At 70.8% G+C, this 20,953-nt stretch carries 19 protein-coding genes; 16 read left to right on the top strand and 3 right to left on the bottom strand.

What is annotated here, in order from left to right; translation table 11 throughout:
- Positions 1-327 precede the first annotated feature (327 nt).
- The 4 genes from nusA to rbfA all read left to right on the top strand — a co-directional run bounded on the left by nusA (position 328) and on the right by rbfA (position 5,212).
- Positions 328-1,323: a transcription termination factor NusA gene (gene nusA, locus J7E22_RS12205; RefSeq protein WP_214981994.1), complete on the top strand. Its 996-nt coding sequence runs from the start codon at positions 328-330 to the stop codon at positions 1,321-1,323.
- 66 nt (positions 1,324-1,389) lie between these two features.
- On the top strand, positions 1,390-1,701 hold the full coding sequence (locus tag J7E22_RS12200) for a DUF448 domain-containing protein (RefSeq protein ID WP_214981993.1): 312 nt from the start codon (positions 1,390-1,392) through the stop codon (positions 1,699-1,701).
- A 74-nt stretch (positions 1,702-1,775) separates the two neighbouring features.
- Complete coding sequence (infB, locus tag J7E22_RS12195; RefSeq protein WP_214981992.1) at positions 1,776-4,607, top strand: translation initiation factor IF-2; 2,832 nt, start codon at positions 1,776-1,778, stop codon at positions 4,605-4,607.
- 143 nt (positions 4,608-4,750) lie between these two features.
- Positions 4,751-5,212 (top strand): 30S ribosome-binding factor RbfA, encoded by a 462-nt coding sequence (gene rbfA, locus J7E22_RS12190; RefSeq protein WP_214981991.1) that lies wholly within the window; start codon positions 4,751-4,753, stop codon positions 5,210-5,212.
- Between the two features lie 119 nt (positions 5,213-5,331).
- Here the strand turns inward: rbfA and J7E22_RS12185 are convergent, their stop codons facing one another.
- Positions 5,332-6,222 (bottom strand): A/G-specific adenine glycosylase, encoded by an 891-nt coding sequence (locus J7E22_RS12185; RefSeq protein WP_308159244.1) that lies wholly within the window; start codon positions 6,220-6,222, stop codon positions 5,332-5,334.
- Positions 6,223-6,301: 79 nt separating this feature from the next.
- Here J7E22_RS12185 and J7E22_RS12180 point away from each other — a divergent pair, with 79 nt between their 5' ends.
- From J7E22_RS12180 to J7E22_RS12160, 5 genes are all read left to right on the top strand, one after another.
- The gene (locus J7E22_RS12180; protein WP_214981990.1) at positions 6,302-6,748 is read left to right on the top strand and encodes a hypothetical protein; all 447 of its coding nucleotides are present in this window, start codon (positions 6,302-6,304) and stop codon (positions 6,746-6,748) included.
- 28 nt (positions 6,749-6,776) lie between these two features.
- Positions 6,777-7,724, top strand: a complete 948-nt coding sequence (gene truB, locus J7E22_RS12175) for a tRNA pseudouridine(55) synthase TruB (protein WP_214981989.1) — start codon at positions 6,777-6,779, stop codon at positions 7,722-7,724.
- Complete coding sequence (locus tag J7E22_RS12170; RefSeq protein WP_214981988.1) at positions 7,721-8,086, top strand: hypothetical protein; 366 nt, start codon at positions 7,721-7,723, stop codon at positions 8,084-8,086. The genes truB and J7E22_RS12170 overlap by 4 nt, the downstream gene beginning before the upstream one ends.
- Before the next feature lie 83 nt (positions 8,087-8,169).
- A complete protein-coding gene (locus J7E22_RS12165) occupies positions 8,170-8,661 on the top strand; it encodes a hypothetical protein (protein ID WP_251009043.1) in 492 nt (163 codons plus the stop codon).
- 7 nt (positions 8,662-8,668) lie between these two features.
- Positions 8,669-9,631 carry a bifunctional riboflavin kinase/FAD synthetase gene (locus tag J7E22_RS12160; RefSeq protein WP_214981987.1) on the top strand — a complete coding sequence of 321 codons (963 nt, stop codon included), beginning with the start codon at positions 8,669-8,671 and terminating at the stop codon, positions 9,629-9,631.
- A 137-nt stretch (positions 9,632-9,768) separates the two neighbouring features.
- Here J7E22_RS12160 and J7E22_RS12155 read toward each other — a convergent pair whose 3' ends face one another.
- Positions 9,769-11,001, bottom strand: a complete 1,233-nt coding sequence (locus J7E22_RS12155) for a DUF349 domain-containing protein (protein ID WP_214981986.1) — start codon at positions 10,999-11,001, stop codon at positions 9,769-9,771.
- Between the two features lie 113 nt (positions 11,002-11,114).
- Complete coding sequence (locus J7E22_RS18265; protein ID WP_214981985.1) at positions 11,115-11,930, bottom strand: peptidylprolyl isomerase; 816 nt, start codon at positions 11,928-11,930, stop codon at positions 11,115-11,117.
- Positions 11,931-12,038: 108 nt separating this feature from the next.
- Between J7E22_RS18265 and J7E22_RS12145 the strand changes: the two genes are divergently transcribed.
- From J7E22_RS12145 to aroC, 7 genes are all read left to right on the top strand, one after another.
- Positions 12,039-13,526, top strand: coding sequence for a replication-associated recombination protein A (locus tag J7E22_RS12145; RefSeq protein ID WP_374193274.1), 1,488 nt, complete (start codon positions 12,039-12,041; stop codon positions 13,524-13,526).
- Between the two features lie 235 nt (positions 13,527-13,761).
- Positions 13,762-14,391: a 30S ribosomal protein S4 gene (gene rpsD / locus J7E22_RS12140; protein WP_214981984.1), complete on the top strand. Its 630-nt coding sequence runs from the start codon at positions 13,762-13,764 to the stop codon at positions 14,389-14,391.
- 141 nt (positions 14,392-14,532) lie between these two features.
- On the top strand, positions 14,533-14,736 hold the full coding sequence (locus tag J7E22_RS12135; RefSeq protein ID WP_251009108.1) for a hypothetical protein: 204 nt from the start codon (positions 14,533-14,535) through the stop codon (positions 14,734-14,736).
- A gap of 60 nt (positions 14,737-14,796) precedes the next feature.
- On the top strand, positions 14,797-17,454 hold the full coding sequence (gene alaS / locus J7E22_RS12130) for an alanine--tRNA ligase (RefSeq protein WP_214981983.1): 2,658 nt from the start codon (positions 14,797-14,799) through the stop codon (positions 17,452-17,454).
- 8 nt (positions 17,455-17,462) lie between these two features.
- A complete protein-coding gene (gene ruvX, locus J7E22_RS12125) occupies positions 17,463-17,906 on the top strand; it encodes a Holliday junction resolvase RuvX (protein WP_214982076.1) in 444 nt (147 codons plus the stop codon).
- A gap of 69 nt (positions 17,907-17,975) precedes the next feature.
- Positions 17,976-19,610 carry an endolytic transglycosylase MltG gene (mltG, locus tag J7E22_RS12120; RefSeq protein ID WP_214981982.1) on the top strand — a complete coding sequence of 545 codons (1,635 nt, stop codon included), beginning with the start codon at positions 17,976-17,978 and terminating at the stop codon, positions 19,608-19,610.
- 108 nt (positions 19,611-19,718) lie between these two features.
- Positions 19,719-20,939: a chorismate synthase gene (aroC, locus tag J7E22_RS12115; protein WP_214981981.1), complete on the top strand. Its 1,221-nt coding sequence runs from the start codon at positions 19,719-19,721 to the stop codon at positions 20,937-20,939.
- Positions 20,940-20,953: the final 14 nt, after the last annotated feature.

Below are 20,953 nucleotides of genomic sequence, written 5' to 3'. Positions count from 1 at the left end.
TCTCACGGCGCATGTTGTGCGGTGCGCGCCGGCGAGCGAGACGCCTCCGTCTCCGCGAGACCCCGTCTTCACCCTGAGACGCCGCGGTATTCGGCGGCGTCTCGCCCGGGAAGCGGCGTCTCGGCGTGACGGAGGCGTCTCGACACCGCGGGCGCGTCTCACCGTGACGGGCCCGTCCCGCCGCGTCGGAGCGCGTCGCGGCCGGACGCAACGCCCGTACGGGAGGCGGCCACGAGCCTCCCGTCCGGGGTTCTGCGGTACGCTGGTCGACGGCTTCCGCGCGGTTCCATCCGCGGGAGTGACTCAGCTGAATACGGAGGCACCTCGGTGAAGATCGACCTCGCAGTCCTGCGACTCATGGAGCGCGAGCGGGAGATCCCGTTCGACGAGCTCGTCCAGATCATCGAATCTGCCATCCTGACCGCCTACCACAAGCACACCGACGAGAACGGCGAGCCGGCCGACGCCCAGTCGCGCGTCGAGCTCGACCGCAAGACCGGTGAGGTGTCCGTCTTCGTTCCCGAGCGTGACGAAGAAGGCACCGTCATCGGCGAGTCGGTCGACCAGCCGAGCGACTTCGGGCGCATCGCGGCCTTCGCGGCGAAGCAGGTCATCAACCAGCGCCTGCGCGACATCGGCGACGACAAGATCCTCGGCGAGTTCCGCGGCAAGGAAGGCGACATCGTCGCGGGCGTGGTCCAGCAGGGCCCGAACCCGCGGATGGTGATGGTCGACCTCGGCAGCGTCGAGGCCATCCTGCCGCCGGAAGAGCAGGTGCCGGGGGAGACCTACGCGCACGGCTCCCGCCTCCGCGTCTACGTGACGAGCGTCGGCCGCGGCAACAAGGGCCCGCAGATCACCGTGTCGCGCACGCACCCCGGCCTCGTCCGCAAGCTGTTCGCGCTCGAGGTCCCCGAGATCGCCTCCGGCGTGGTCGAGATCACGTCGCTGGCACGCGAAGCCGGTCACCGTACGAAGATCGCGGTGAAGGCCAACGAGCCGGGCGTCAACGCGAAGGGCGCCTGCATCGGGGAACTCGGCGCGCGCGTCCGGTCCGTGACGAACGAGCTCGGTGCCGAGAAGATCGACATCGTGGACTGGTCTCCCGATCTGGCCTCCTTCGTCGCGAGCGCGCTGTCGCCGGCGAAGGTGACGAGCGCGTTCGTGCTCGACGCCTCGACCAAGGCGGTCCGCGCCCTCGTGCCGGATTACCAGCTCTCGCTCGCGATCGGCAAGGAGGGGCAGAACGCCCGCCTCGCCGCGAAGCTCACCGGCGCACGGATCGACATCCAGCCGGACTCCATCCTGGACGGCGAAGACTAGGCTGTTCCGCTCGCGGCGCGTCGGTCTTGGCGTGCCGGATCGCGGTCGTCGGAGGCAAGGAGTAAGGTGGACCCCGTCAGAACGTGCATCGGCAGTCGTCGTCGCGCTTCCCGATCCTCCCTCCTCCGAGTCGTCGCCCTGAGCGACGGTCGCGTCGTGGCGGATCCGAAGGCAGTCATGCCGGGCCGGGGAGCGTGGCTCACCCCGACGGTCGATGCCTACGATCAGGCCGCCAAGCGCAGGGCTTTCCGCCGTGCGCTCCGGCTCGATCGCGATCCCGACACGTCCGCGGTGCGCGAGTACCTCGAAGGACTGCCTCCCGGGGCATCCGAGCGCCAGGACACGACAGAACAGGCTGAACGGCTTATGGACAACTGATGAGCGGCTCCAAATGAGACCCGTCATCCATTGAGTCCTGCCCCTTTGCGGGGTAGGACCCGTGAAGGAGAACAGTGGCTAAACCACGCGTACACGAGATCGCAAGCGAACTCGGCGTCGACAGCAAGACCGCACTCGAAAAGCTCAAGGAGCTCGGCGAGTTCGTGAAGGGGCCGAGCTCGAGCGTCGAGCCCCCCGTGGCACGGAAGCTCCGTGCCGCACTGCAGGCCGACGGTGCTGCCGCATCGTCCGCGCCCGCCGCAACGGCATCGAGCGCTCCGGCGCCGAAGTCGAGCGCCCCGAAGTCGAGTGCCCCGAAGCCCGGCGGGCCCCGGCCCGGTCCGGTTCGCCAGGCACCGACCCCCGAACCCGAGGCAGCCGCTCCGGCTCCTGCCTCCGACGTGCCCGCTCCGGCAGCGCCGAAGACCGTCGCGCAGCGACAGGCCGAGGCCGAAGCCGCGCGCAAGGCCGCAGCAGCGGAGAAGGCGGCTGAGAAGCCCGCCGACACGACCGAGCCGAAGGACGACGCGGTCAAGCCGGGCACCCCGAAGCCCGCGACCGCTGCCGGTCCGAAGCCGGGTGGCCCGAAGCCGGGCGCCCGCCCGGGCAACAACCCCTACGCGTCGAGCCAGGGCATGGGCTCGCGCCCGCCGCGTCCGGGCAACAACCCGTTCTCGCAGAACCAGGGCATGCCCCGTCCCGGTGGCGGCGCTGCCGGTGCCGGTGGCATCCCGCGTCCGCAGCCCCCGCGTCCGGGCGCACCGCGTCCCGGTGCTCCCCGTCCGGGCGGTCCCGGGCAGTCCGCTCGTCCCAACGGCTTCGGGCAGCGCCCGGGCCAGGGTGCGGGTCGTGGCGGTCCCGGTGCTCGTCCGGGTGGTGCCGGTGGTGCTGGCGGCGGCGGCTTCCCCCGTCCCGCGTTCAGCGGCCCGCGTCCCGCCGGTGGCGGCGGCCGTGGTCGTGGCCCCGGTGGTGGTACCGCTGGTGCGTTCGGTCGTGGTGGCGGCAAGAGCCGTGCCCGCAAGTCGAAGCGGACGAAGCGCGCCGAGTACGAGATGAGGCAGGCACCGTCGCTCGGCGGCGTGCAGGTCCCTCGCGGTGACGGCAACACGGTCGTCCGTCTGCGTCGCGGTGCGAGCATCTCGGACTTCGCGGACAAGATCGACGCCATGCCCGGCAACCTCGTGACGGTGCTGTTCCACCTCGGTGAGATGGCGACCGCGACCGAGTCGCTGGACGAAGCGACGTTCGAGGTCCTGGGTGACGAGCTGGGCTACAAGATCCAGATCGTCTCGCCGGAGGACGAGGACAAGGAGCTCCTCGAGGGCTTCGACATCGACCTCGACGCGGAACTCGACGACGAAGACGACTCGGTGCTGCAGCAGCGGCCCCCGGTGGTCACCGTCATGGGTCACGTCGACCACGGTAAGACCCGACTGCTCGACGCGATCCGGAACTCGAAGGTCGTCGAGGGCGAAGCCGGTGGCATCACCCAGCACATCGGTGCGTACCAGATCGTCACGGAGCACGAGGGCATCGAACGCCCGATCACCTTCATCGACACCCCGGGTCACGAGGCCTTCACGGCCATGCGTGCTCGTGGTGCCCAGGTGACGGACATCGCGATCCTCGTGGTCGCGGCGGACGACGGCATCATGCCCCAGACGATCGAGGCACTGAACCACGCGCAGTCGGCCGGCGTGCCGATCGTGGTCGCGGTGAACAAGATCGACAAGGAAGGCGCGAACCCCGCCAAGGTCCGCCAGCAGCTCACCGAGTACAACCTGGTGGCCGAGGAGTACGGCGGAGACGTCATGTTCGTCGACGTGTCCGCGCGGCAGAACATCGGCATCCAGGACCTCCTGGACGCCGTGCTGCTCACCGCTGACGCCGGGCTCGACCTGCGTGCGAACCCCGACAAGGACGCCCGCGGTGTGGCGATCGAAGCCCGACTCGACAAGGGTCGCGGTGCCGTCGCCACGGTGCTCATCCAGTCCGGAACGCTCCACGTCGGTGACGCCATCGTGGCGGGCACGGCCTACGGCCGCGTCCGTGCGATGACCGACGAGAACGGTGACGCGGTCCTGGCCGCGACGCCGAGCCGCCCGGTCCAGGTGCAGGGCCTGTCCTCGGTGCCCCGCGCCGGTGACACGTTCCTCGTCACCGAAGAGGACCGCACGGCCCGTCAGATCGCCGAGAAGCGTGAAGCGGCCGAGCGCAACGCCATGCTGGCGAAGTCGCGCAAGCGCATCTCGCTCGAGGACTTCACCCGTGCACTCGAAGAGGGCAAGGTCGAGTCGCTCAACCTCATCATCAAGGGTGACGTCTCCGGTGCCGTCGAGGCACTCGAGCAGTCGCTCCTGGACATCGAGGTCGACGACAGCGTGCAGCTCCGGATCCTCCACCGCGGTGTCGGTGCGATCACGGAGTCGGACATCGACCTGGCCACGATCGACAACGCCATCGTCATCGGCTTCAACGTCCGTCCGGACGTCAAGGCCCGTGAGCGTGCGGCGCGTGAGGGCATCGACGTGCGCTTCTACTCGGTCATCTACAACGCTCTGGACGACATCGAGCAGTCCCTCAAGGGCATGCTCAAGCCGGAGTACGAAGAGGTCCAGTCGGGTGTCGCCGAGATCCGCGAGGTGTTCCGTTCCTCGAAGTTCGGCAACATCGCCGGTGTCATCGTCCGGTCCGGCACGATCACGCGCAACGCCAAGGCGCGCGTCATCCGTGACGGTGTGGTGCTCGCCGATGGTCTGGCCATCGAGTCGCTGCGTCGCTTCAAGGACGACGTCACCGAGGTCCGCACGGACTTTGAAGCCGGTATCGGTCTGGGCAAGTTCAACGACATCCAGATCGGCGACGAGGTCGAGACGACCGAACTCGTCGAGAAGCCGCGCGACTAGTCGCGTGACTCCCTGGGCCCCGCCCCTCCACACCGGAGGGGCGGGGCCCGACCCCGTTCCGGACGGCACGCCGTCCGGGAACACGTCCCGGACGGCACGTCGCCCGGGACCACCAGCAAGCACCATGCCGAGGAGGCACCCTCATGGCCGATCCGCAGCGCGCACGCAAGATGGCGGACCGCATCAAGGAAGTCGTCGCACGTCGTATCGACAAGGGCCTTCGTGACCCGCGACTCGGCTTCGTCACCATCACCGACGTCCGGGTGACCGGCGACCTGCAGCACGCGTCGATCTTCTACACCGTGTACGGGTCCGACGAGGAGCGCGCCGACTCCGCCGCGGCGCTCAAGGCGGCCACCGGGCTGCTCCGGACCGAGGTCGGCAAGAACATCACCTCGCGCCTGACGCCGTCGCTCGAGTTCATCGCGGACGCGCTCCCGGACACGTCCGCGCACCTGGAGGACCTGCTCCTGCAGGCGCAGATGCGGGACGAGCAGGTCCGCAAGGCGTCGGTCGGTGCGACGTTCGCCGGCGACGCCGACCCGTACAAGCGCGACGAGGACGACGCGGCGGACGACGACGAAGCGACCGACGACCGCGCCTGATCCGGCAGTCGAGCCGCAACGGCACCGCACCCCGTTCCGGAACGACTCGGCCGTCGTCGCACGACAACGGCCGAGTCGTTCCGGGACCGCGGTCCCCAGCGAGCGGGCGCCCGGCCCGCTCAGGCGACCGGCAGCTGGTACCCGCTGACGTCGTCCCCGACGACGAGCCCGTCCCGGAGGAGCGACGCGAGGGCCCGTGCACGCTGCTCCGCGTCCGGCCACACCAGGTCGATCTCGGAACGATTGACGGGGACGTCGCTCGCCCGGAGTTCCGCCATCACCATGCCGCGGACCTGCCGGTCGCTCCCGGCGAACTTCGCCTGCCGTGGCGCCCGCGGCCCGTCGTGCTCCGGGTACCCCGCGGCGCGCCAGGCGCAGCGGTCCGCGATCGGGCAGGCGTCACACGCCGGAGCGCGAGCGACGCACACCAGCGCGCCGAGTTCCATGACCGCTGCGTTCGTCCGAGCGGCCGCGTCCCGGTCGGCGGGCAGCACGGACGCCATCAGCGGCAGGTCGACCTTCGCCTTCGCCGGTCCGGGTTCGCCCTGCCCCAGGACGCTCCGGGCGAGCACCCGGCGCACATTGACGTCCACCACGGGGTGCCGGTCGCCGTACGCGAACACCGCGACCGCCCGTGCCGTGTAGTCGCCGATGCCCGGCAGTGCGAGGAGCTCGTCGACGTCGCGCGGCACCACGTTGCCGTGCCGTTCCGCGATCGCGGTCGCCGCCGCGTGCAGCGCGAGCGCCCGTCTCGGGTAGCCGAGCCGGTCCCAGGCACGGACCGCGTCTGCCGGGGGTGACGCCGCGAGGTCCGCAGGGGTCGGCCACCGGGTGAGCCACGCCTCCAGTCTCGGGACCACCCGCGCGACCTGCGTCTGCTGCAGCATGATCTCGCTCACGAGCGTGCCCCAGGCGGAGAAGCCGGGGCGCCGCCACGGCAGGTCGCGCGCGGACTGCTCGAACCAGGCGATCAGGGGCGTGGCGAGGTCGGGGACCGCTCGTTCCTCCACCGGCGTCGCGTCCGGCGCGTTCTCCACGACCGGCCGGGAGGCTCTGTGCGCGTTCACCACGACAGCCTACGGTGGGTGCATGGCACGCTGGGCACCACAGGAGACCGACACGATGGCCGCGATCGCGGGCGAGGTGATCACGCAGGTCGGGACGAACCGGACGGTCGTCGCGATCGACGGACAGGACGGCACGGACCTCGAGCGCGTCGCCGCGGCCCTCGTCTCCGGCTTCGCGCAGCACGGCGTCCACGCGATGGCGGCCGCAGCGCCGTCCTCCGACATCGACGTCCTGCGCTCGGACATCGTCATCCCCTTCCGGACGACGGGCGCGGGTGACGGCGTGCTCGTGGTGCACGGCACCGGGCTCCTCGCCCCGCGCACCCGCACGCTCTGGCGCTGGTCGCTCTGGGTCGAGCAGGAGTCCGGCCGTCTCGAGCGGCGCGCGGACGTCAAGATCGCGGCTTCTGCCGTCCTCGACGTGACGGATCCGGAGCACCCGCGTCGCGAGTGGAACGACGCCTGCTGACCGACGACCGCGCTGCTAATCTTCTCCGGTGCTCGAATCCGCGCCTGACGGCATCCTCCTCGTCGACAAACCGCAGGGGATCTCCAGCCACCGGGTGGTCGCGATCGCACGACGTCGGCTCGGGCTGAAGAAGGTCGGTCACGCCGGCACCCTCGACCCGATGGCGACAGGGCTGCTCCTGCTCGGCGCCGGACCCTCGACGCGGCTCCTGACGCACCTCGTCGGACTCGGGAAGACCTACACGGCGACCATCCGACTCGGGGTGTCGACCGACTCCGACGACGCCGACGGCACCCCGACCGCCGCGATCGGGACGGCCGACGCGGACGTCTCCGACGGCGCAGTCGAGGCGGCGGTCGCCCTCCAGCGGGGCGACATCGAGCAGGTCCCGTCCACGGTGAGCGCGATCAAGGTGGACGGACGCCGCGCGTACGACCTCGCGCGGAAGGGTGAGACCGTCGTGCTGAAGTCGCGCGCGGTCACCGTCTCCCGGTTCGAGGTCACGGGCCGGAACGACCACGTCGTCACGGTCGACGGTGCCCCGGTCGCGGTCGTCGACCTCGACGTCGTCGTGTCCTGTTCGTCCGGCACCTACGTCCGGGCGCTCGCGCGGGACGTCGGCGCGACCCTCGGCACCGGCGCACACCTCACCGCGCTCCGTCGGACGATCGTCGGCCCGTTCGACGTCGAGGACGCCATCGACATCGAGGACGAGGCCGTCGACGTCCGTGCTGCCCTGGCACGGCCGGTCGACATCGCCCGCACGCTCTTCCCGTCCGTCCCGCTCGATGCCGACGCGGCGAAGGACCTGTCCGACGGCAAGCGCGTCGCCGCCGACCACCCGGACACCGACGGCCCCGTCGCCGCCGTCGCGCGTGAGGACGACCGGCTCGTCGGCCTCGTCTCGGTCCGCCGCGGGCTGCTCCGGGTCATCACCAACTTCCCGACCGCCAACCAAGCAGGAGCGAACGCGTGATCGAGTGGTTCATGTGGGTGCAGCTCGTCATCGCGGTGCTCGCCGGCCTGTTCGCGGTCGTCGTGGGGTTCATCGGGCGGAAGCCGAACGACTACACCGTCGGCTCACTCGTCCTCGTCGAGCTGCTCCTGCTGGCGCAGGGCGTGGTCGCCCTCGTGCAGCCGGCGGTCGGCAACCCACCGCGGGGGAGCGCCCTGGAGTTCGGGGTGTACGCGGTGTCGGTCCTGCTCGTGCCGCCGGCGACGATCGTGTGGGCGTTGATCGACCGCACGAAGTGGAGCACCGTGGTCCTCGGCGCGGGTGCCTTCACGGTCGCGGTGATGCTGTACCGGATGTACCAGATCTGGTTCGCGCTGAACTGACCCGCCGACCGGCGCGGCTGTCGTCCGGTGGCAGCACCCGGCTGGTGCACGGTCGGTCGGTGGGCGTCGGTAGAATCGGTGCAATGGCGACCAGATCTCCCCTCGCGACCGGCATCGGCCGCGTCCTCATCGCCGTCTACGGCATCCTCGCGCTGGCCGCGACGGGCCGCAGCGTCGTCCAGATCATCGAGAAGTTCTCGTTCGCGCCGTTCTCCTACGTGTTGAGCGCCGTCGCCGCGGTCGTGTACATCGTCGCGATGATCGCGCTCATCGTGCCGGGGCGTGCCTGGTACCGCGTCGCCTGCGTCACGATCGCCTTCGAGATGACCGGCGTGCTCGTGATCGGCACGCTCTCGCTCATCGACCCGAAGCTGTTCCCCGACCTCACGATCTGGTCCTACTACGGCATGGGGTACGCCTTCGCACCGCTCGTGCTGCCGGCCGCCGGGCTGTGGTGGCTCCGGAAGCACCACCGCGCCGCCGCGATGGGCCCGCGTGCCGCCGGCACTGGCACGAGCACCGGTGACGGCAATGGCACGACCGACACGACCTCCGCCGTCGCGGCGGGGGAGTAGGAGCGCCGTGCAGTACTACGACGACATCGCCGACGTCGCGCAGGGCTTCGGGCCCAGCGCCGTCACGATCGGCAAGTTCGACGGTGTCCACGTCGGGCACCGCGCCGTGATCGCCCACCTCGAGCGGGCCGCGCACGCGCAGGGCCTCGTCTCGACGGTCGTCACCTTCGACCGGCACCCCCTCAACGTGATCGACCCGGAGAAGGTGCCCCCGTCGCTGACGAGCATGGCGCAGCGCCGCGAGCTGCTCGACGCCGCCGGGGTCGACGCCACGCTGCTGCTCCGCTTCGACCACGAGCTGCAGTCGAAGTCGCCCGAGGCCTTCGTGTCCGAGATCCTCGTGGACACCCTGCACGCGCGGCTCGTGTTCGTCGGCAGTGACTTCCGCTTCGGTGCGAAGGGCGCCGGCGACGTCACGCTGCTCCGCCGACTCGGCGAGCAGCACGGCTTCACGGTCGAACTGATCGACGACGTCGACCTCCGCGACGACGTCCGCCCGGACGGCGAGCGTCGGGTGTCGTCCACGTGGATCCGTGAGCTCCTCGGGCACGGGCGAGTGGCCGAGGCGGCCCGGCTGCTCGGGCGCGAACACTGCGTCCGGAGCACCGTGGTCCGCGGTAACCAGCGGGGCCGCGCGATGGGCTACCCGACGGCGAACCTCGACCCGGCGTGCGAGGGCTTCGTCCCTGCCGACGGGGTGTACGCGGCACGTGTGCTGCACGAGGGCACGATCTACCCGGCGGCCGTGTCCGTCGGCAACAACCCGACGTTCGACGGCGTGCCGGAGAAGCAGATCGAGGCGCACCTGCTGGACGTCGACATCGACCTCTACGGGGACACCATCTCCGTGCTCTTCGTGTCGTACGTCCGGGGCATGGTGAAGTTCTCGTCGATGGACGAGCTCGCCACACAGATGCGGCAGGACGACCTCGACATCCGGCTGCTCCTCGGGATGCCCGCCGGCGTCTGAACGGCGACCGCCCGGCCGATCGGCGAAGCCGCCACGACGGACCGGGCACGGCCGATCGACGAAGCCCCCGTGACCGACCGGTCACGGGGGCTTCGTGCGCGCGCTGCGTCAGCGACGCGGAGTTCGCTGGCGGGGTGCTACCGACCCAGAGCGTCGAGCCAGATCTTCCGGGCGTCCAGCGCCTCCTGGGCGTCCTTGATCTTGCGGGCGTCACCGGTGGCCTGCGCCTCGGCGAGCTCCGACTGGAGCTTGCCGATGGCGTCCTCGAGCTGGCTCGCGAGGCCGGTCTGACGGGCCTTGCGCTCCGGGTCCGAGGCCTTCCAGTGCTGGTCCTCGAGGCTCCGCACGTGGTCCTCGATCGCGCGCAGGCGGTCTTCGATCCGACGGACGTCGGCACGGGGGACCTTGCCGATCTCGTCCCACCGGCGCTGGATCGCCGTGAGGGTCCGACGCGCCGCGACCCGGTCGGTCGCCTGCAGGAGCGGTTCGGCCTCCGTCAGGAGCGCCTGCTTGGCCTCGAGGTTGCCGGTGTACTCCTCGTCCTCCGCCGCGGACTCGGCGTGCCGCTGCTCGAAGAGCACGTCACCCGCCGCCTTGAACCGGGCCCACAGGGCGTCGTCGTGGCGCTTGCCGGCGCGGCCGGCCTGCTTCCAGTCGTCGAGGAGCTGCCGGTAGGCCGGGATCGCGTCAGGACCGCGGGTCGCGAGCGCTTCCGCCTGGTTCACGAGCTCCTGCTTCCGGCTGCGCGCGTCACGGTGCTGCGCGTCGAGCTCGGAGTAGAAGGCCCGACGGTGCTGGTCGACCGTCGAGCGGGCGGAGCGGAAGCGCTTCCACAGCTCGTTGGCCTCGTTCTTGGGGATGCGCGGGCCGTCGTGCTGGTGCTGCTGCCAGCGGGCGAACACGTCGTCGAGCTGCGCGGTGATCTGCTTCCACTGCGCACGGGCCGGGTCGACCGCGGCGAGTGCCTCGGCTTCTTCCACCAGGGCGGCGCGGTGTGCGAGCGCGTCGTTCAGCGCCTGCTGCGCCTGCTCCGCCTGCTCCTTCGTGAGCGAGCCCAGCTGTTCGGCGAGCACACCGACACGGGTCTCGAGCGCCTTCAGGTCGCCGACGACGCGTGCTTCGGCGATGAGCGCCTGCAGGTGCTCCACCGTCCGGGCGACGTCGTTCGCCGACGCACCGCGCTGGACGCGCTGCTCGGCGATCTTCACCTGGCCTTCGAGGTCGGCGTACTTCCGGGCGAAGTAGGCGAGCGCTTCGTCGGGCGTCGCGTCCGGGTACTCGCCGACGGCACGCTCGGTGTCCTCGTACCGCACGTACACGGTCCCGTCGTCGTCGACCCGGCCCCAGGTCGTTGCTTCGTCAGATCCCACAGGTCTCGCCTCGATCGTGGTCGTGCATCACCGACGTCACCGTCGGCACGGTCAGGTCGTCAGCCTATTGCACTCGCGGGCGCTCCGGCCCGCGGGTTGCGTCGGCTTGTGGACTACTGCTGCTGTTCGATGGTCGCGCCCGTGATCTTGGTGGCGACCTTGGGCGCGCCGGTGCCGTCGGCACCCTTCGACGCGATGCCCTTCGAGGTGATCTTCGACTCGAGGGCGTCGAGACCGCTCGTGACCTTGCCCACGACGGTGTAGCCGCCCGTGGAGCCGTCGAGCGTCGTGTCGCCGTAGACGATGAAGAACTGGGTGGTCTGGGACGACGCGGAGGCACCGCGGGCGATCGCGATCACGCCCTTCTTGTAGACGCCGTCGCTCGGCACGTTCTCGAGCGGGCCGTACTGGAAGCCGGCGTCGCCGGTGCCGTCGCCGTTCGCCGAGCCGCACTGCAGGAACTTGAAGCCGGAGGAGTCGGCGAGCCGGTGGCAGGTGGTGCCGTCGTAGAACTGCTTCTGGATGAGCGAGATCTCGACGCTCGCGGCCTGCGGCGCCTTCTTGCCGTCGAGCTCAATGCCGAGGCGGACGTCCTTGTTCAGCGTCAGCGAGCCGGTCCACGTCGAGTCCTTCGCGATGGACTTGCTCGGCACCGTGCCGGTGTTGCCCGCGGTGGCGCTCGGCGAGGGGGTCGGGGTACCCGTGGCACTCGCACTCGCACTCGGCGTGGCCTTGGGTGCGTGTGCCCCGGCGAACGCGAGCTGGGACCCGGTGGCGAGGGCCGCCACCACCACGAGGGCGCCGACACCGATCAGGTCGTCCCGCCGCCGACGTCGTCGCTGACGATCGTGGAGGCCCTGCCGCGCCTGGTAGAGACGGAGACGCTCACGCGCTTCCCGGTTGTCACGCGCCTGGTTCTTCGGTGCCACGGTGCTGTTCTGACCTCTCGTCCGGTGTGCGACCGAGCGTAGCGTGCGTGTCCGGTCCGACGGCCTGGAGGCACGGCCCTGTCAGCCGGTCGGCCTACGATTGGTCGCATGGCAGCGGACCGTTCGGGTATGCGTGCGCCCACCACGGGTGGTCGCGCCGGGCTCGCCCAGGGATCGGTCCCGCTCGCCGTTCGGATGCGCCCCACCAGCCTGGAAGAGGTCGCCGGTCAGCAGCACCTGCTCGGACGCGGCAGCCCGCTCGTGCAGCTCGCGACGGGGACACGGGACAACCCGGGCGGCGTCTCGGTCATCCTCTGGGGGCCGCCCGGTACCGGCAAGACCACCCTGGCGCAGGCCATCGCGCGGCAGTCCGGCCGGGAGTTCGTCGAGCTGTCCGCCGTGACCGCGGGCGTCAAGGACGTGCGCGGGGTCATGGAGAAGGCCCTGACGCACCGGGACCTCTACGGCACCACGACGGTCCTCTTCCTCGACGAGATCCACCGGTTCAGCAAGGCCCAGCAGGACGCCCTCCTGCCCGGCGTCGAGAACGGGTGGGTCATCCTCATCGCCGCCACGACCGAGAACCCGTCGTTCTCGGTGATCTCGCCGCTGCTCTCGCGGTCGTTGCTCCTCACGCTGAAGCCGCTGACCGACGCCGACCTCGGCATGCTCGTCGACCGTGCGGTGGAGGACCCACGCGGCCTCGGTGGGTCCGTGGTCCTCGGCGACGAGGCCCGGGCTGCCATCGTCCGACTCGCGTCGGGTGACGCACGGCGTGCGCTCACCGCGCTCGAGGCGGCGGCGTCCTCCGCGCTCGCGGCGGCGCGGGACGACCTGCCGGGCGACGCCGGCGCCCGCGACGTTGACGACGACGACGATGACGACGATGACGACGATCGTCCGGTGCCACACGGCGCGAGCCTCCTCGACGGAGACATCCCCGCCGGCGCCGGCACCGTGCCCGTCATCGACGCCGACACCGTGGCGGCGGCGGTCGACCGGGCGCTGCTCCGCTACGACCGTCAGGGCGATGAGCACTACGACGTGATCAGCGCGTTCATCAAGTCGGTGCGGGGGAGCGACGTGGACGCGGCGCTGCATTACCTGGCACGGATGATCGAAGCGGGCGAGGACCCGCGGTTCATCGCACGGCGCATCATCATCTCGGCGTCCGAGGACATCGGCATGGCCGACCCGCAGGCGCTCCCCATCGCCGTCGCAGCGGCCCAGGCCGTGCAGCTCATCGGGATGCCGGAGGGGCGGATCCCCTTGGCCGAGGCGGTCGTCTACCTGGCCACGGCGCCGAAGTCGAACGCTGCGTACAACGGGGTCAACGCGGCGGTCGCCGACGTCAAGGCCGGCCGGATGGGTGTCGTCCCGACGCACCTGCGTGACGCGCACTACCCGGGTGCGAAGCGGCTGGGGCACGGCAAGGGGTACGTGTACTCGCACGACGCCGAGCACGGTGTGGCGCAGCAGCAGTACCTCCCCGACGCGCTCGAGGGCACCGAGTACTACACGCCGACGGCGAACGGCTTCGAACGCGAGGTCGGCCCGCGGCTGGACCGGCTCCGGAAGATCACCCGCGGCGAGTAGCGCGGTGGTTCTGCTCCGGCCCCGATGCTGCTATCGTTGACGGGCCTACGTCCTGGTCCTCGCGTGCGGCTGCGTCGAGGACAGAGTGCCGCTCCTGCGGCACGGGGGCAGAGGTTCGGACTGTAGCCGTCCGATCCCACAGGCTCATCCCTCTGGATCCCATCGCGGGGTTCGTCGGTGCGTGCGCGCACCGAGACCCGTGATCACTTCCGTTCAGAACAGAGAAAAGGACCCTGTGTCTACCAAGTCACGTACCCGCAGCAAGACCCGCCTGTCGCGCGCCCTCGGCATCCCGCTGACGCCGAAGGCGGCCCGTTACCTCGAGAAGCGCCCCTACGGGCCCGGTGAGCACGGCCGTACGCGCCGTCGTGCGGACAGCGACTACGCCGTCCGCCTCCGTGAGAAGCAGCGTTTGCGCGCCCAGTACGGCATCCGCGAGAAGCAGCTGCGCATCGTCTTCGAAGAGGCCCGCAAGGCGAAGGGCCTGACCGGTGAGAACCTGGTCGAGCTCCTCGAGCAGCGCCTCGACGCCCTCGTGCTGCGTGCCGGCTTCGCCCGCACCACCGCGCAGGCGCGTCAGCTGATCGTGCACCGCCACATCCTCGTCGACGGCAAGCTCGTGGACCGCCCCTCCTTCCGCGTGAAGGAAGGCCAGCTCATCCACGTGAAGCAGCGCTCCGAGTCCCTCGAGCCCCTCCAGGTCGCCGCCGCCGGTGGGCACCTCGAGGTCCTGCCGAAGGTCCCGGGATACCTCGAGGTCGAGATCGAGAAGCTCCACGCCCGCCTGGTCCGTCGTCCGAAGCGCGCCGAGGTCCCCGTGACCTGTGAAGTGCAGCTCGTCGTCGAGTACTACGCAGCTCGCTGATCCGCTGATCGGTCCCGAACGGCGGGTCGTCCTCTCGAGGGCGGCCCGCCGTTCTGCGTCCCCGGCGTGCCCGCCGCCGCGGTCGTCCTTCGGCGTTCCCGTCGGGGTCCGCCGCTAGGATCGTCGGGCACGCTCGCTCGCGTGCGCAGAGGGAGGGGCACCGTGAAGCAGCTGTTCTTCGTCGTCGTCGGCGTCGTCATCGGGTTCGCCGTCGCCCACCGGCTCGCACGGACGACCGGTGGCGCGCGCTTCTTCGACGACGTCACCGCCCGCACGAAGGCCTTCACGGCCGCCGTGGCTGACGGGTACCGCTCGCGCGAGGCCGAGCTCCGCACCGACGCCTGACGCCGGCCGCTCATCCCGTTCTCGACCTCCCCTCCCGCCGACCCTGAATCAGGAAGCACCATGCAGACCGCAGAGATCCGCCGCCGTTGGCTCCAGTTCTTCGGTGACCGCGGCCACACCGTCGTCCCGTCCGCCTCGCTCGTCTCGGACGACCCCTCGCTCCTGTTCACGGTCGCCGGCATGGTGCCGTTCATCCCGTACCTGACCGGTCTGGTCCCGGCCCCGTTCCCCCGGGCGACGAGCGTGCAGAAGTGCATCCGCACGAACGACATCGAAGAGGTCGGCAAGACCCCGCGTCACGGCACGTTCTTCCAGATGAACGGCAACTTCTCGTTCGGGGACTACTTCAAGGAGCAGGCGATCCAGTACGCCTGGGAGTTCCTGACGAACCCGGAGTCCGACGGTGGGCTCGGCTTCTCGCCCGACGACCTGTGGGTCACGGTCTACGAGGAGGACGACGAGGCGATCGCGTTCTGGAAGCAGCACTCGACCCTGCCGGAGGACCGGATCCAGCGTCTGGGCAAGGACACCAACTACTGGTCGACCGGTCAGCCCGGCCCCGCCGGACCCTGCTCGGAGATCTTCTTCGACCGTGGGCCCGAGTACGGCATCGACGGCGGTCCCGCGACCGACGACGACCGCTACGTCGAGATCTGGAACCTCGTCTTCATGCAGTACCAGATCGCCGACGTGCGGTCGAAGTACGACTTCGAGATCACCGGCGAGCTGCCGAACAAGAACATCGACACCGGCATGGGGCTCGAGCGCGTCGCCTTCATCAAGCAGGGCGTCGACAACATGTACGAGATCGACCAGGTGCGCCCGGTGCTGGACCGCGCGGCTGCGATCTCCGGCCGTCGGTACGGCGCGGTGCACGAGGACGACGTCCGGATGCGGGTGATCGCGGACCACGTCCGCTCGGCGCTCATGCTCATCACCGACGGGGTCTCCCCGTCGAACGAGGGCCGCGGGTACATCCTGCGCCGTCTGCTCCGCCGCACCGTCCGTGCGATGCGCCTGCTCGGCGTCGAGGGCGCGACCTTCCCCGAGCTCTTCCCGGCCTCCCGTGACGCCATGCAGGACGCCTACCCGGAGGTCGGCGAACAGTACGACCGCATCGCGCGCATCGCCTACGCCGAGGAAGAGACGTTCCTCCGGACCCTCGCGCAGGGCACCACGATCCTCGACGTCGCGGTCGAGCGCGCGAAGCAGGACGGCGTCCCCGCGATCGGCGGCGACACCGCGTTCCTGCTGCACGACACGTTCGGCTTCCCGATCGACCTGACGATGGAGATGGCCGAGGAAGCCGGCGTCCACGTCGACCGCGGGGCGTTCGAGACCCTGATGTCCGAGCAGCGTGCTCGTGCCAAGGCGGACGCGAAGAGCAAGAAGACCGCGCTCGCGGACCTCAGCGTCTACAGTGCCTTCCGTGCCAAGGGCGAGACCGTCTTCCTCGGCTACGACGAGCTCGAGGCGCAGTCGAACGTGCTCGGCATCATCGTCGGTGGCGTCAGCGTCGACCGGGCCGTCGTCGGGGACATCGCCGAGGTCATCCTCGGCGAGACGTCGCTGTACGCGGAGTCCGGCGGACAGGACGCCGACCAGGGATCGATCGTCGGGAACGGCTTCGACCTCGAGGTCCTCGACGTCCAGCGACCGGTCGCCGGGCTCTGGAGCCACACCGTGCAGGTCCGTTCGGGAGAGGTCGGGGTCGGCGACGCCGCGACCACCGTCGTCGACGGCGAGTACCGGCGCGGTGCGACCCAGGCGCACTCCGCGACCCACCTCGTGAACGCCGCGCTCCGCGACATCCTCGGGCCGGAGGCGCTGCAGGCTGGCTCGTACAACAAGGCCGGCTACATGCGCCTCGACTTCTCGTGGTCGCAGCCCGTCTCGGTCGAGACCCGCTCGGAGATCGAGGACGTGGTGAACACCGCCATCCGATCCGACCTCGAGGTCGCGACGCGCGTGCTCCCGCTCGCCGATGCGAAAGCACTCGGTGCGCAGGCCCTGTTCGGCGAGAAGTACGGCGCCGAGGTCCGGATGGTCGACATCGGCGGGCCGTGGTCCCGCGAACTCTGCGGTGGCACCCACGTCGCCTCCAGCGCGCAGGTCGGCCTCGTGAACCTGGTAGGGGAGTCCAGCGTCGGTTCGACGAACCGTCGCGTCGAGGCCCTCGTCGGCATCGAGGGCTTCCGTGACCTCGCCGTCGAGCGCACGATCGTGTCGCAGCTGTCGAGCGCGCTCAAGGCGCCGCGTCACGACCTCCCGTCGCGGGTGCAGTCGCTGATGGAGGACCTCCGCACCGCGCAGAAGCGGATCGCCGAGTACGAGTCGGCGAGCCTGCAGCAGCGCGTCCCGACCATCGCGCGCGCCGCGACGACGATCGGTGCGACGACCGTGGTCGCCGAGACCGTCGACGGCCTCGGGTCGGCCGACGACCTCCGCGCCCTCGCCACCGGCGTCCGTGGGGCGCTCGGTGACGGTGCCTCGGTCGTCGTGCTCGGATCCGTCATCGGTGGCAAGCCCGTCGTGATCGTCGTGACGAACGACGCCGCTCGCGCAGCGGGCGTGCAGGCCGGCCCCCTCGCGAAGGAGGCCGCCGGCGTCCTCGGTGGTGGTGGTGGCGGCAAGCCGGACCTCGCCCAGGGCGGTGGTACCGACGCGGCCGCGCTGCCGGCGGCGCTCCGTGCCGTGACCGCGCGGCTCGCAGGCTGACCGTGTCGATCCGGACCGGGCGCCGGCTCGGCATCGACGTCGGACGCGCCCGGATCGGTGTCGCCGTCTGCGACCGGTACGGCCTGTTGGCCACCCCGGTCGAGACGGTGGCGCGCGACAAGCGCAGCGACCTCCGCCGCATCCTCGCCCTGGCGGACGAGTACGACGTGCTCGAGATCGTGGTCGGACTGCCCCTGTCGATGTCGGGGGACGACACCCCGTCCACCGAGGACGCCCGGGCCTTCGCCGCCCGCATCGCGGCCCATCGTCCCGTCCGGCTCGTCGACGAGCGGCTCTCCACCGTGACCGCCCAGCGGGGGCTGCACCAGGCCGGCCGGAACACGAAGAACTCACGGGCCGTGATCGACCAAGCGGCCGCTGTTATCATTCTGCAACATGCGCTCGATCACGAGCGCACGTCTGGTGCCCCTCCCGGGGCCACGCTCCCCTGAGCGGGCTGTGCTTTCCGTCGCACGACGACGGTGCCCAGGGAGTTCCCCGACCGAGAGACACGAGGACCGTTGGCAGACGATCTGGACTGGAACGCGATCATCGCGCCCGGCAACGACGCCGAGCGGCGGAAGGCGACTTCCGACCGTGAGGCCACCCCTGACGTCGGCGGTGGGTCCCGACCCGCTGCGCCCGAAGTCCGACCGCCGCTCTCGCGACGCGAGGCCCGAGCCCGCGAGGCCGGCGCCCGCGAGGCCGGCGCACGCGATGCCCGGTCACCTGCGGACACGGCGCTCGACGACGAGCGCGCACGAGCCAGCACTGCGGAACCCGCCGCCGGGAACCGCGTCCCGCCCGGCAGCGCCGCGGTCCCGGCCAGCCGCGAGGCCCTCGGCAGCGACGCCGACGGGTCGTCGCCGGACGCCGAGCACCCCGGTGACCTGCACCCGGACGTCCACGCCCTCCTGACCCCCGGTGCGGGGATGCCGTCCGCCGGTGTCGACGAGGGTACCCACGGCACCCCGGCCGGGCGCGACGACCACGACCGACCCGCCGCCGGCGCACCCGGTGCGGCAGGCGGCTCGGGCGGCGGCCGTGGCGGTGGAGGGCGCGCCTCCAGGCCGCCCCGCGGCCAACGACCGAAGCGTCGACGGGGTCCGCTCATCGCGGGGCTCGTCATCGTCGCGATCGTCCTCGCGGCCGGGGTCGGCGCCTACGCGTTCGTCGTCCCGAAGTTCCAGCAGATCACGGCGGCGTTCACCGGCGCGCAGGAACCCGACGACTACTCCGGATCCGGCACAGCCAAGGTGACGATCACCATCAAGCAGGGCGACATCGGCGAGGACGTCGCGAAGACGCTGGAGCGGAGCGGCGTCGTCAAGAGCTCGAAGGTCTTCTACAAGCTGCTGCTCGCCTCGCCGAACGTGCAGTTCCAGCCGGGCTCCTACGCGCTCAAGAAGAAGATGAGCTCGAAGGCGGCGCTCGCGGCCCTGCAGGACAAGACGAACCGCGTCCAGGCGTCGATCGTGATCCCTGAGGGGACCGCGCTGCAGGACATCGAGGCCGGCATGGTCTCGAAGGCCGGGCTGTCGAAGGCCGAGGTCGACGCAGCAGCGAAGAACCTGTCCGCCTACGGGCTGCCCGCCGGCGTCACGACGCTCGAGGGGTGGCTGTTCCCCGCGACCTACCCGATCAACCCCGGCTGGACCGCGACCCAGTACTTCAAGTCGATGGTCGACACGATGAAGGAACACCTGACGGCTGCGGGTGTGGCACCGGCCCAGCAGGAGCACGTCATCGTGTTCGCGTCGCTCGTGCAGAAGGAGGCCGGGCTCGCCGCGGACTACCCGAAGGTCGCGCGGGTGTTCCAGAACCGCCTCGACCGCGGCATGAAGCTGCAGTCCGACGCCACCGTCGCCTACGGCACCGGGAACACCCACACCGTCACGACGACGGACGCCGAGCGGGCGGACGCGTCGAACCGGTTCAACACGTACGTGCACGCTGGCCTGCCGCCCGCACCGATCTCGAACCCCGGGGACATCGCCATCAAGGCGATCGTCCACGAGGCGCCCGGCAACTGGCTCTACTTCGTGACGGTGAACCTGCAGACGGGGGAGACCGTGTTCTCGGACACGTACGACCAGCACCTCGCGGCGGTCGAGCAGTTCCAGGCGTGGCTCCGGGCGCACCCGAGCTACCAGTAGCCCCGACCGCGGATCGTGCCGGCCGCCAGTGCCCCTCCGTGGGGCGCTGGCGGCCGGCCCGCATCCGGCACGCGTCGCACGGCTGAGCCCTGTGGGAGGATGGTCACCATGCTTCGTTGGTTGACCGCTGGTGAGTCCCACGGACCCGAACTCGTCGCGATGCTCGAGGGTCTGCCCGCGGGCGTCCCGGTGTCGTTCGAGTCCATCCGAGCCGACCTCGCGCGCCGGAAGCTCGGCTACGGCCGCGGCTCGCGCATGAAGTTCGAGCAGGACGAACTGCACGTGTCCGCCGGCGTCCGTCACGGGTTCTCGATGGGCAGTCCCATCGCGATCCGCATCGGCAACACCGAGTGGCCCAAGTGGGTCGAGGTGATGAACCCCGAGCCCGTCGAGCCGACCGAGATGTCCCGCGGTCGCAGCGCGCCCCTGACCCGTCCGCGGCCCGGCCACGCGGACCTCGTCGGCATGCAGAAGTACGGCTTCGACGAGGCCCGCCCGATCCTCGAGCGCGCGTCCGCCCGCGAGACCGCCGCACGCGTCGCGCTCGGTGCCGTCGCGAAGGCCTTCCTGGCCGAGCTCGGCATCCGTTCGGTCGCGCACACCCTGCAGGTCGGCACGGTGCGGGTGCCCGACGGCACAGCCCTGCCCCTGCCAGACGACGTCGACCGGCTCGACGACGACCAGCTGCGCTGCTTCGACGCGGAGACCTCGGCGCGCATGGTCACCGAGGTGGAGGCCGCGAAGAAGGACGGCGACACCCTCGGCGGCGTCGTCGAGGTGCTGTTCTACGGCGTCCCGCCGGGACTCGGCTCGCACGTGCAGTGGGACCGACGCCTCGACGCCCGGCTCGCTGCGGCGATCATGGGCATCCAGGCGATCAAGGGCGTCGAGATCGGGGACGGCTTCGCGACCGCCGGTCGGCGCGGGTCCGCTGCCCACGACGAGCTGTACCGGGAGGACGGCGAGATCGTCCGGACGACCGACCGTGCCGGTGGGACCGAGGGCGGGATGTCGACCGGCACCGTCCTGCGCGTCCGCGCCGGGATGAAGCCCATCGCCACCGTGCCGCACGCGCTGCACACCATCGACGTCGCCACCGGTGAGGACGCGTCCGCGCACCACCAGCGGTCGGACGTCTGCGCCGTACCGGCGGCCGGCGTCGTGGCCGAGGCGATGGTGGCGCTGGTGCTCGCGGACGCGGTGCTCGAGAAGTTCGGCGGGGACAACGTCCTGGAGACCAAGCGCAACCTCGAGTCCTACCTGGCATCGATCCCCGAGACCCTCCGCTCCAGCAGGACGGAGCCGGTGGCCTCGTCCGGCACCTGGTGAGCGACACCGATCCG

The organism is Curtobacterium sp. ISL-83 (genome assembly GCF_018613895.1).
GTDB lineage: Bacteria > Actinomycetota > Actinomycetes > Actinomycetales > Microbacteriaceae > Curtobacterium.
This window is presented reverse-complemented; position numbering and strand designations above follow the sequence as displayed.